The 10964-nt window shown below is 63.1% G+C and carries 9 protein-coding genes; 6 read left to right on the top strand and 3 right to left on the bottom strand.

All coding sequences use genetic code 11. From position 1 onward, the window contains the following. Window positions 1-14 precede the first annotated feature (14 nt). The 3 genes from treY (at window position 15) to cueR (ending at window position 5711) form a co-directional block, all read left to right on the top strand. Window positions 15-2624: a malto-oligosyltrehalose synthase gene (treY, locus tag HJC00_RS03995; RefSeq protein ID WP_221163655.1), complete on the top strand. Its 2610-nt coding sequence runs from the start codon at window positions 15-17 to the stop codon at window positions 2622-2624. A gap of 159 nt (window positions 2625-2783) precedes the next feature. Beyond that, window positions 2784-5312: a heavy metal translocating P-type ATPase gene (locus HJC00_RS03990; protein WP_221163654.1), complete on the top strand. Its 2529-nt coding sequence runs from the start codon at window positions 2784-2786 to the stop codon at window positions 5310-5312. A gap of 9 nt (window positions 5313-5321) precedes the next feature. After that, the gene (gene cueR / locus HJC00_RS03985; protein WP_221163653.1) at window positions 5322-5711 is read left to right on the top strand and encodes a Cu(I)-responsive transcriptional regulator; all 390 of its coding nucleotides are present in this window, start codon (window positions 5322-5324) and stop codon (window positions 5709-5711) included. A gap of 23 nt (window positions 5712-5734) precedes the next feature. Here cueR and HJC00_RS03980 read toward each other — a convergent pair whose 3' ends face one another. Next, a complete protein-coding gene (locus tag HJC00_RS03980) occupies window positions 5735-6019 on the bottom strand; it encodes a hypothetical protein (protein ID WP_210632470.1) in 285 nt (94 codons plus the stop codon). 187 nt (window positions 6020-6206) lie between these two features. Here HJC00_RS03980 and HJC00_RS03975 point away from each other — a divergent pair, with 187 nt between their 5' ends. The 3 genes from HJC00_RS03975 to HJC00_RS03965 are packed head-to-tail and all read left to right on the top strand — an operon-like array spanning window position 6207 to window position 8231. Next, window positions 6207-6746, top strand: a complete 540-nt coding sequence (locus tag HJC00_RS03975; protein WP_221163652.1) for a sigma-70 family RNA polymerase sigma factor — start codon at window positions 6207-6209, stop codon at window positions 6744-6746. Then, window positions 6733-7500 carry an anti-sigma factor gene (locus tag HJC00_RS03970; RefSeq protein ID WP_210632468.1) on the top strand — a complete coding sequence of 256 codons (768 nt, stop codon included), beginning with the start codon at window positions 6733-6735 and terminating at the stop codon, window positions 7498-7500. The genes HJC00_RS03975 and HJC00_RS03970 overlap by 14 nt, the downstream gene beginning before the upstream one ends. A gap of 20 nt (window positions 7501-7520) precedes the next feature. Continuing rightward, window positions 7521-8231, top strand: coding sequence for a Bax inhibitor-1/YccA family protein (locus HJC00_RS03965; protein WP_184473408.1), 711 nt, complete (start codon window positions 7521-7523; stop codon window positions 8229-8231). Between the two features lie 124 nt (window positions 8232-8355). On the opposite strand, the gene HJC00_RS03960 is transcribed toward HJC00_RS03965, so the two are convergent. Together HJC00_RS03960 and repC are read right to left on the bottom strand one after the other, a co-directional pair. Then, window positions 8356-9489, bottom strand: a complete 1134-nt coding sequence (locus tag HJC00_RS03960; protein ID WP_221123084.1) for an RHE_PE00001 family protein — start codon at window positions 9487-9489, stop codon at window positions 8356-8358. A gap of 176 nt (window positions 9490-9665) precedes the next feature. Beyond that, a complete protein-coding gene (repC, locus tag HJC00_RS03955; protein WP_221123083.1) occupies window positions 9666-10880 on the bottom strand; it encodes a plasmid replication protein RepC in 1215 nt (404 codons plus the stop codon). Window positions 10881-10964: the final 84 nt, after the last annotated feature.

Here is a 10964-nt window from a genome sequence, read left to right as displayed (position 1 = left end):
CGTCAGACGGCCTCATGACTCTTCCGACAGCGACCTACCGGATACAGTTCCGCAACGGCATGACTTTCGATCGTGCCTGCGACCTCGTTCCCTACCTCAAGACGCTCGGCATCAGCCACCTCTACGCCTCGCCGATTTTCACCGCCGTCAACGGCTCGACTCACGGCTATGACGTCACCGACGCCAATGAGATCGATCCGGCGCTTGGGGGTCGCGCCGGGTTCGACCGGCTGACGGAAAGCCTCGCCTCGGCGGGCATGGGACTGGTTCTCGACATCGTTCCGAACCATATGGCCGCTTCGCCTGACAACGCCTGGTGGCGGGACGTGCTGGCCTTCGGCCCGCAGAGCGCCTATGCCAGCCATTTCGACATCGACTGGAGCGAACCGCTGACCCTGCCGCAGCTCGGCCAGGATTTCGAAGAGGCGCTGGCATCAGGCGAACTGCGCCTCGTGCTCGACGAGACGCACGGCAATTTCGCCTTGGCCTATTTTCAGACGCTGTTGCCGGTGAACCCGAGCAGCTACGGCGCGATCGCCAACCGGCTTGACGATCCGGTCGCAATGCGAATGGCCGAGGCCGCGGCCGCGACCTCAGGCGAGGACTTCGCCCGCGCGCTGCGCGACATCCTCTTCGAGGGAGGCGATCGGGCGGTCCTTCAGGAAAAACTCGAGGACGTCTCGTCCGATCGCGAATTCCTGAGGAGCCTGCATGACGAGCAGTATTGGCGGCTGATCCATTGGAAGGAAGCGGCGCGGCATCTGAGTTACCGCCGCTTTTTCGAGGTGACCGGACTGGTCGGCACCCGCGTCGAGGATCCCCATGTGTTCGACGACATGCACCGGCTGGTGCTCGAACTCGTGCGCCATGGCAAGGTGCAGGGCCTGCGCATCGACCATGTCGACGGGCTCGCCGAACCCAAGGCCTATCTCGACAGGCTGAGGGCAGCAGTCGGGACAGACACCTATATCGTCGTCGAAAAGATCCTCGGGGCGGGCGAGGTCCTGCCGGTGAGCTGGCCGGTCGCCGGCACCACCGGATATGAATTCATCGCCGCCCTCGGCGAGCTCTTCATCGACGCCGGCGGCCTGCGGATATTGGACGATGCCTATCGCAGCCTCGCCGGCGAAGCGGGCGATCTCGATGAGGGCCGCCGGCAGGCCAAGCGACAGATGGTCGAGCGCAATTTCGCCGGTGAGACCGGCAGGCTGGTAGCGATGGCGGCCGGCATCTTTCCCGAGATAAGCCGGGAAGAGATTGCCACCGCCATACGCGAGCTGCTGATCGCATTCCCCGTCTACCGCACCTATGGCGACGGTGGTCAGCTGAGCTGGCAGGATTCGGCCGTTCTTGCCGCAACCGCATCGCAAGTGATGGCGCGGCTCGACGACCGGCGCGCGCTCGACTACGTGCTGAAGCTTCTCGAAGGCAAGATCGAAGGCGATGCGGCACACGAATTCCGAATCCGCTTTCAACAGCTGAGCGGGCCGGTCATGGCGAAGGCGATGGAGGATACGCTGTTCTACCGCTATAACAGGCTGCTTGCCGCAAACGAGGTCGGCGGCGAACCGGGCAAGGCGCCCGAGGGCCCGGATGGCTTCCATCGTCGCATGGCCGAGCGGGCGCGGCTGCAGCCGCATGGGCTTTCGGCAAGCTCCACGCACGATACCAAACGTGGCGAGGATGCGCGCGCGCGGCTCTATGTCCTGAGCGAGGGTGCGGATGTGTTTGCCCAGGCGGTAGCGCGTTGGCGTGATATGAACCGGCCCTGGCTGAAGGATCTGCCAGATGGGGCGGCGCCGGAGCCAAATACCGAATGGATGCTGTATCAGGCGCTCGCCGGCGTCTGGCCGGAGGAATTCGACAGAGCACAGATGGAAAACCTTCGCGCCCGCTTTACCGATTACGCGGTCAAGGCGGTGCGCGAGGCGAAATTGCGCAGCGCCTGGACGGACCAGGAGGGCGCCTACGAGGAGGCGATCACAGTCTATGCGGCGGCGCTGGTGTCGCCGGACAATGACGCCTTCCTGGAAGATTTCGAAAGTGTGCTGCAGCCCTTTATTGCGGCCGGCTACGTCAACAGCCTGTCGCAGACATTGCTCAAGCTGACGGCGCCTGGCATTCCCGACATTTACCAGGGCGCGGAAGGTTTCGACTTCAGCCTTGTCGATCCGGACAATCGCCGGCCTGTCGATCACGCCAGCCTGACGGCCTGGCTGGATGAAGCCGGACCCATCGCCAAGCTCCAGGCGGCGGCCTTGAAGCAGCGCATCATCGCAATCGGCCTGCAGCTGCGCCAGCGGCATCCGGTTCTCTTTGCCGGGGGTGACTATCTGCCGTTGAAGACGACGGGCAGCCGCCGTGATCATGTGCTTGCTTTCGCCCGCGTGCACAACAGCGAATTCGCAATCACCGCCGCCCCGCGGCTGATGTTCGGCTGGCTCGATCCCGGCGTGCTTTTTGCCGGTCCGGAATTCTGGGAAGACACGGCGATCGCGGTCCCCTCCCCTCTCCATGGCTTGAAGGCGGATCTCGTGACGGGAAAAACGATCGAGCCGGGAGGCAGCATTTCGGTCGCCGCACTGCTCGGGAGCCAGCCGCTCGGGCTGATCAGTCCGATCTGAGCCTCGGGCGCGATTTGAGGATCGGGCGACGATCGCCGTCGCGCTGCGCAACGCGGCGGTTTCGAAAAAATCGATGTCGTCAAGATTAGCACTTGACCTTCCAGTTGCTGGAAGGTGGATAAGCCTCTCCAACTGCCCTTTGGGGCACAGGAGATAGCCATGGATACCAAGCACGAACACGACGACCATCATCATCACAGCCACGGCGACGGTCACTGCCATTGCGGCCATGATCATCAGGAGAAGGCTGCCGAAGCGGTGATCCGTGATCCTGTCTGCGGCATGACGGTCGATCCGCGAGCCGGCAAACCCTCGTTCGACCACATGGGCCGCCTCTATCATTTCTGCTCCGAGAGCTGCCGCACGAAGTTTGCGGCGCAGCCGCAGGATTATCTGACGGCGAAGGATCCGGTCTGCGGCATGGCCGTTGATCGTTCGACGGCGAAATACTTCGCCAAATTCGAAGGCGAGAAATTCTACTTCTGCTCGGCCGCCTGCCAAACCAAATTCGAGGTTGACCCCTCGGCCTATCGCAACGGCGCCCGTCCGGCGGCAAAACCGGCGGCGAAGGGTACGCTCTATACCTGCCCAATGCATCCGAAAGTCGTCAGCGACCGGCCCGGCGACTGCCCGAAATGCGGCATGGCGCTGGAGCCGATGGGCATTCCTCCGGCCGACGAAGGACCGAATCCGGAACTTGTCGATTTCGTCAGGCGGCTTTGGGTCAGCGCCATCCTTGCCCTGCCGCTGCTGGCGCTCGGGATGGGACCGATGCTCGGCCTGCCGCTCCGGGAAGCGATCGGCGAACCGCTGGCGATCTATATTGAGCTAGCGCTGGCAACACCGGTCGTGCTGTGGGCCGCCCTGCCGTTCTTCCGCCGCGCCTGGGCCTCTCTCGTCAACCGCAGCCCGAACATGTGGACGCTGATCGGCATCGGTGTCGGCACCGCTTATGTCTACAGCGTCGTCGCCACGCTTGCGCCCGGTCTTTTCCCGATGAGCTTTCGCGGCCATGGCGCCTCGGTGCCTGTTTATTTCGAGGCGGCCGCCGTCATCGTCGCCCTGGTCTTCGTCGGCCAGGTGCTGGAATTGAAGGCACGCGAGCGGACCGGCTCGGCAATCCGCGCTCTGCTCGACCTCGCGCCGAAGATGGCGCGGCGTCTCGATGCCGATGGCAACGAGAGGGACGTGCCGGTGGAGGAGATCCAGACCGGCGACCGGCTGCGCGTGCGCCCGGGCGAGCGCGTACCGGTGGATGGCTCCGTGCTGGAGGGCCAGTCGACCGTTGACGAATCGATGATATCGGGCGAGCCCCTGCCCGTCGAGAAGACGACGGGCGACGGGCTGACCGGCGGCACGATCAACAAGAACGGCTCCCTCGTCATGTCGGCCGAGAAGGTCGGCGCAGACACGGTGCTGTCGCGCATCGTCGACATGGTCGCCAAGGCGCAGCGTTCGCGGGCGCCGATTCAGGGCGCCGTCGATCGGGTGTCGGCCTTCTTCGTGCCCGCCGTCGTCGCCGTCGCCATCCTTGCCTTCGTCATCTGGGCGGCCATCGGACCGGAGCCGAGCCTGGCAAACGCGCTGCTTGCCGCGGTCGCCGTTCTGATCATCGCCTGCCCCTGTGCGCTCGGTCTTGCAACGCCGATGTCGATCATGATCGCGACCGGGCGCGGCGCTGGCGAAGGTGTGCTGATCAAGGACGCCGAAGCGCTGGAGCGCTTTTCCAAGGTCGACACGCTGATCGTCGACAAAACCGGCACGCTGACCGAAGGCAAGCCTGTGCTCACCGACATCGTCGCCGTCGGCGGCGTCGAGGAGAACCGGCTGCTGTCGCTGGCCGCGAGCCTCGAACGCGGCTCCGAGCATCCGCTGGCCGAAGCGATCGTTGCCGGCGCCGAAGAGCGCGGGGCCGCCTTCGTGGAGGTGACCGGTTTCGAGGCGAAAACCGGCAAGGGGGTCCAGGGCATAGCCGACGGTGCAAAGGTGGCGCTCGGCAATGCGGCGCTGCTCGCCGATCTCGGCGTCGATCGGTCGGCGCTGTCGGAGAAGACCGAAGCCCTGCGCGGCGACGGCAAGACGGTGATGTTCGTGACGCTCGACGGCAAGCTTGCCGGTCTCGTCGCCGTCGCCGACCGAATCAAGCCGACGACATCAGCCGCGATCAAGGCGCTGCACGACAGCGGGCTGAAGATCATCATGGCAACCGGCGACAACGAGCGCACGGCGCGGGCGGTGGCGAAAAGCCTCGGCATCGACGAGGTCCGTGCCGACGTGCTGCCGGAAGGCAAGAAGGCGCTGATCGAGGAACTGCGCGCCAAAGGTGGGGTGATCGCCATGGCCGGCGACGGGGTCAACGACGCCCCGGCACTTGCGACCGCCGATGTCGGCATCGCCATGGGCACCGGCGCCGATGTTGCGATGGAAAGCGCCGGCATTACCTTGGTTAAAGGCGATCTCAACGGGATCGTCAGGGCGCGGCGGCTGGCGGAGGCGACGATGCGCAATATCCGCCAGAATCTCGGCTTCGCCTTCGGCTACAACGCGCTCGGCGTGCCGGTCGCCGCCGGCATCCTCTATCCGGTTTTCGGCTTGCTGCTCTCGCCGATGATCGCGGCGGCGGCGATGAGCCTCTCGTCCGTATCGGTGATATCAAATGCGCTGAGACTGCGCTTTGCAAAATTATAGGAGACGGCCATGAATATCGGCGAAGCATCCGAGCGGTCCGGCTTGCCTTCGAAGACAATCCGCTACTACGAGGATATCGGCCTGATCCGCACCGAAAGGGGCGCAAACGGCTATCGCGACTATGCTGCGGCCGATGTTCACAAGCTGCGCTTCCTGCAGCGTTCACGCGGCCTCGGCTTTTCCGTCGAGGAATGCCGGCAATTGCTGGCGCTTTATGAGGACAAAGCCCGGGCGAGTGCCGATGTCAGGGACATTGCCGAGACGAAACTCGGGGAGATCGACCGCAAGATCCGCGAACTGACGGAACTTCGCCACGCTCTCGAGCATCTCGTGCATGCCTGCCATGGCAACGACCGGCCGGACTGTCCAATCCTCGAGGAGCTCTCGGACGGTCGCTGACATTCTGGGAAAGCCGGGAGGGTCTAGCTGACCGTCTGGAACGGCGCTGGCTCGGCGGGCTCGTCCTCGTCGCCGTCCTCAAACACGCCCTCATCGAGGCGATGCTTGATCGCAAGCGCGTAAATCACGTCGAGAATATTGCGGTCCTTGAGATGAGGATCGGTCAGAGCGAGAAGCGAAGCCCTGACGATCTTCTTGCTGGTGGCCTTCGGGCATCGCGCCTTGACGAATTCATAGAGCGCCTCACCCGTCAGCCCTTCCATGGCGCCGTCCACGAGAGCTTCGTAGACCCGCTTCTTTTCCTTCATCCTTTACCTTCCCCTCCAAATCAGCGGCGTGATGATCCGTCATGTAATTGTCATAAACAATCGCCGATTTAAGGCACACATGCGTTTGCTGATGCTATTTCCCCGGTTCGGCGGCGGCGATTTCCGGCTGGCATGATTTTTTTATGCCGCCGGGAATAAAACCAGCCGCGCTTGCGTATACTCAAGCATGGAACGCAAAGACCGCCCCTTCGATGTCATCGGACAGCTTGCAGCGCTAAGGCGCTATGCTCGCGCGCTGGTGCGCAACTCGGATGAGGCGGAGGATCTGGTGCACGATGCTCTGGTGCGCGCCTTCGAGAAGCGAAAGAGCTTCCGAAGCGGTGGCAACCTGCGTACCTGGCTGCTTTCCATCCTGCACAATGCCCACATCGATCGTCTTCGCCAGAACTGGTCGCTGGCGCGTCGCCATGACGAAGCGGCTGTCGACGCCGAGCAGTCGCTGCCGGCCGGCCAGGAACATGCGGTGCGCCTGCAGCAGGTGCGCGACGCCTTCTTCGACCTGCCGGAGGAGCAGCGCGAAGCGCTGCATCTCGTTGCCATCGAAGACCTTTCCTATCAGGAAGCCGCCAATGCGCTCGGTATTCCGATCGGCACGCTGATGTCGCGCATTTCCCGCGCCCGGGCGCAGCTGCGCGAATTCGAGGAGAGGTCGCCGCGCGTTTCGCATCTCAAATTAATCGGAGGGAGCGGCAATGAAAGCAGTTGATCCGATCATCGATGCCGATCTCGACGCCTACGTGGATGGCGAGCTCGATGTCGCCCGCCGCATTCAGGTCGAGTCCTATCTCTCGGAGAATCCGGCGATTGCCGCCAAGGTCATGGCCGATCTGAGCATGAAGGGTGAGCTGCGCCTGGCGCTTGCCGGCGAAAATGCCTTCGGCCGTCCCGAGACCCGCGATGCCGCCCGCCGGCTGGAACGTGGCCTTTCCTATGGCCGCATCTTCCATTCCATGCAGCGCATCGCCGCCGTCGGCATTCTGGTCACCGCCGGCTGGGTGGCGCATAATTCGTTCGGCGCCTTTTCGGCGACCGAGGTATCGGCGTCGGTGCCCGCACCCGCCTATGTGGAGGATGCCGTCCGCGCCTATCAGACCGCGGCACTGCGCCAATCAATGCCGCCGCAGACGCCGGCCACCTACAGCGCGGACGATATTCGCGCCGCCACCGCCATCGTCATGCCCGAACTGCCTGGGGATTGGAAAGTCGCCGACGTGCAGATCTTCCCGTCCGAATTCGGCCCCAGCGTCGAAATGGCGATCGAGCAGTCGGATGGAAAGCGGCTGTCGCTTTTCGCGGTCCGTCCCGGGGCCTTCGAGGTCAAGCCGGTCAGTCATCTCACGCTGGAAAAAGCAGAAGCCGCCTATTGGCAGATCGGCGAGGTCGCCTATGCGCTGATCGCCGACGACAGCGGTCTCAATCTCGACCAGGCGGCCGAACGGCTCGCCCGCTCGCTCTATTAATTCAAACCGAGGAGATCAGCATGAACCCGATCAATTCCCGCTACGGTGCCGCGGCCGGCACCCAGGCCCTGTTCGACGAGGGCCTGCGCCAGCATATGCTGCGCGTCTACAATTATATGGCTCTCGGCCTCGTCATCACAGGCATCGTCGCCTTCGTCGTCGGCTCGACGCCGGCCCTCTACGTCCCGATCTTCGGCTCGCCGCTGAAGTGGGTCGTGATGCTGGCGCCGCTCGCCTTCGTCTTCTTCTTCTCGTTCAAAATCCAGACGATGTCGGCCAGCACCGCCCAGGTCACCTTCTGGGCCTTCTGCGCCGTGATGGGCCTGTCGCTCGCCTCCGTCTTCCTGGTCTTCACCAAGACGAGCATCGCACAGACCTTCTTCATCACTGCCGCGATGTTCGGTTCCATCAGCCTCTACGGCTACACGACGAAGCGTGACCTGTCGAAGATGGGCTCGTTCCTGATGATGGGTCTGTTCGGCATCATCATCGCCGGCATCGTCAACATCTTCCTGGGTTCGAGCGCGCTGCAGTTCGCGATCTCGGTGATCGGCATCGTCGTCTTCGTCGGCCTCACCGCCTACGACACGCAGAACATCAAGGAACAGTATTCGGAAAACTACGATCAGGAATCGAACCAGAAGCTCGCCGTCTTCGGTGCGCTCTCGCTCTACCTGAACTTCGTCAACATCTTCCAGCTTCTGCTCAACTTCACGGGCGAGCGGGAATAGAACTGCGCTTCTGGGGGCAATGGAAGCGCAAGAGCGTCCGGTCTGCAATCTGTGACAGGATGGCAGACCGGGCGCTCACTCGCAAAGACCCGGCCGGACGTCGACCCGGCCGGTTTTTTCTGTTTCAGATGATGCCCCAGGCGCGGTAGCGGCCGCGGCCGGTGATTTCACGAATGCCGATCTCGTTGACGAGGTTCAGCGCGCCACGCGGCGTGATGCGCAGCTGACGGGCGATCATCGCTGCCGACACCATCGGCCGCGACAGGATGAAGTCGGCAAGTTCCGGCAGGCTGCTGTTCGAGCGGCGGCCGCGAAAGCGCAACTCCATTTGCGTGCGAGCCAGCGACAACCGGTCGATTTCCTTGAGGCCGGCCGCCGCAGCCAACTGCATCGCCTCAAGAAAGGCTTGCAGCCGCGTCGCCCGGTCACGGGCCCGACGCCGCTCGTGGCGCACCAATTTCAGCCCGCCGTAAAAGGAAAAGAGATGGGAAGCGACCTTGCCGCGGGCGCGCAGGTAGCTTTCGACGAGAAGTCCGCCGAGCCAATGCTGACGCCGCAACGGCTCGATCCTGTCCCAGGTTTCGAACAGGATGACGGCGCCGAGAACCGGCGGCAGGCTGTCGGCCAGGGGCAGCACGCCTCGCCACTCCGCAAGCCGCTGCTCCTCATCCCATTCCTCGTCGCCCAGCAGGCCGAGGGGGTCATCGTTGCGCTTGGCCGGAGATATTGCCGCCGCCTCGCCGGACGGCGCTTTGCCCGTATGGATGTCGATGAGCTTCTGCGAGCGGGCAAGAATGGCATCGATCTCGGCCATCTCGGCGGCGAGCGGCGCGTCTCCATCCTCGCCCTCATCGTCGGCCTCGACCGCAGCGGCCGGGCTCTTGGCCTCCTGAGTGAGGCCCTCCCCTTCCCCCGTGGTCGCCGTCAGCGTTGCCAGCCCCGAGGCGCCGAGCGCCCAGGACGGCTCGCCGGTCCAGATGCGCCGACGCGTCCGCAGCACCGAATGGGCGATCGTCAATTCATGGCTCGGAGCGCGGCTATCCATATGCGCGTCGTGCAGAACGAGATCCTCGACATGAACGAGCTCGCCGGCAACCCATAATGCGCCGGCGGCATCGAAGAAATGGCTGCGTTCGGCAAACCCCTCACCCACCGGCGAGCGCAACACCCGCTCGTCCAGTCGCGCCAACGCATCCTCCGCCGCAGCGAGCAATGGAAGTAGGGTCTGAAGCATCGTACCGTCGATATCATAGCGCATTGTTAAGCTTTGCGGTTTTTCACAAATGGAAGCAAAACAGCTATTTTCTTCCGCCATCTATGACATGGTTAACGGTTTGTTTCAACAAAAGCGCGGAGAAGCAAGCAAAGAAGATGGCGATTGCCGATCCACAATCCCTTTAAACCGCTGCGACTGGCGCGAAGCTTTTGGGCCCTTCATCCCGTTTTTCTCGCCATCGGACCATTGGCCCGCATCAATGCCATCAGCATCGGACCGAGCGAGAACTCGCCGCGCTCCGCCCGCCGCGTCAGATCACGCAAATAGCCGCCGGCCGAATTGATATGGCCGCCGCGTTCCAGAATGCAGGCGATCACGGTGGCAGCATTTTCCGGCCCCATGACGTTGCAGGCTTGCTGATAGGCACTGGGGCTGACGCCGAGGGTGGAACGAACGACGACCGCGGCGGCCATCAAATCCCGCCAGCTGCCGATCCCGCCGCCCGGCCCATAGGCAACAATCTCGGGGCAGGCCTGCAGCACCATGGCAAGGGGGAAGGATTTCGGCGGCTCCCGCCACGGCCGCGGCTCTTCCTCCGACTTTGCGCCCTGCTTCGTTTCGAAGCTTGGTTCAAGTTCAGATGTGGGGTGTGGGTTTGAATTATGTATGTGCCAACCGTTTCGGCTGTCATTGGCGTCCGTTTTTTCTGTTTTCGTCTTCGATTCCAGCGTCTTGACGATCAATTGGCGGAAAGCTTCGAGATCGGTCAGCAGGCTTTGAATCTCCGCTGCCGACGGACGGCGCGGCAGGCTTGCCGACAGGCGATTGAAATGCTGCTGCATCTCGATCCATTCGCCGGCGATTTCCTCTTCCAACGCGATCTCGATGAGCTTGGCGATGTCACGCCGGCAAAGGCTCAGCCGCTCTCTCAGGCGCTTCCATTCGAGCTTGTCGGCCTGCACCTGGGCGGCCTGTGCCTCGATCTCGCGAGCGCGCACGAGGAGTGGCGCCAGGCTGAAGCCGAAGGCCTCCCCAAGCCCGCCCTCGCCGTTACGGCGGGCGAAACGTTTCCCGTTCGGACTGTCGCGCCGGATGATCAGGCCAGACTCCACCAGCATCGCCAGGTTTCGCCGCAGCGTGGTGCCGGCCATGCCATGCGTGCGCAGCGACAGCTGTTCGTTCGAAGGAAAGACGACGAAACCGTTGGCCTCGGCAATCTCGTTCTTCGGATAGAAGGTCAACAGCGCGTTGAGAACGGCAAGCGCACGATCGGATACGCCGACCATCTCCTTTGCTTCGCAGAGCGCGCGAAAGATCTTCCATTTGTCGACCGATGCATCCGGATCGACCTTGCTGGCATTTTCCTGATTTGCCAGCATGCCAAGCGTCATCGATCGCCGCCCAAAAGGCGTCGATACATATTGAGGCTCCATGTCCCTCACCTTTTTTCAAGGCAAAAGAAATCTACCACCCAAAAGGATGCCGAAGATGCTTGACACTGATTCGAGGAAGTGCGA

Origin of the sequence: Rhizobium sp. NLR22b (assembly GCF_019685295.1) — a bacterium.
GTDB lineage: Bacteria > Pseudomonadota > Alphaproteobacteria > Rhizobiales > Rhizobiaceae > Rhizobium.
This window is presented reverse-complemented; position numbering and strand designations above follow the sequence as displayed.

Excerpts from the sequence above, each read along its gene's own strand:
- treY (WP_221163655.1), top strand. The coding sequence starts at position 15 with ATGACTCTTCCGACAGCGACCTACCGGATACAGTTCCGCAACGGCATG.
- HJC00_RS03990 (WP_221163654.1), top strand. The coding sequence starts at position 2,784 with ATGGATACCAAGCACGAACACGACGACCATCATCATCACAGCCACGGC.
- cueR (WP_221163653.1), top strand. The coding sequence starts at position 5,322 with ATGAATATCGGCGAAGCATCCGAGCGGTCCGGCTTGCCTTCGAAGACA.
- HJC00_RS03980 (WP_210632470.1), bottom strand. The coding sequence starts at position 6,019 with ATGAAGGAAAAGAAGCGGGTCTACGAAGCTCTCGTGGACGGCGCCATG.
- HJC00_RS03975 (WP_221163652.1), top strand. The coding sequence starts at position 6,207 with ATGGAACGCAAAGACCGCCCCTTCGATGTCATCGGACAGCTTGCAGCG.
- HJC00_RS03970 (WP_210632468.1), top strand. The coding sequence starts at position 6,733 with ATGAAAGCAGTTGATCCGATCATCGATGCCGATCTCGACGCCTACGTG.
- HJC00_RS03965 (WP_184473408.1), top strand. The coding sequence starts at position 7,521 with ATGAACCCGATCAATTCCCGCTACGGTGCCGCGGCCGGCACCCAGGCC.
- HJC00_RS03960 (WP_221123084.1), bottom strand. The coding sequence starts at position 9,489 with ATGCGCTATGATATCGACGGTACGATGCTTCAGACCCTACTTCCATTG.
- repC (WP_221123083.1), bottom strand. The coding sequence starts at position 10,880 with ATGGAGCCTCAATATGTATCGACGCCTTTTGGGCGGCGATCGATGACG.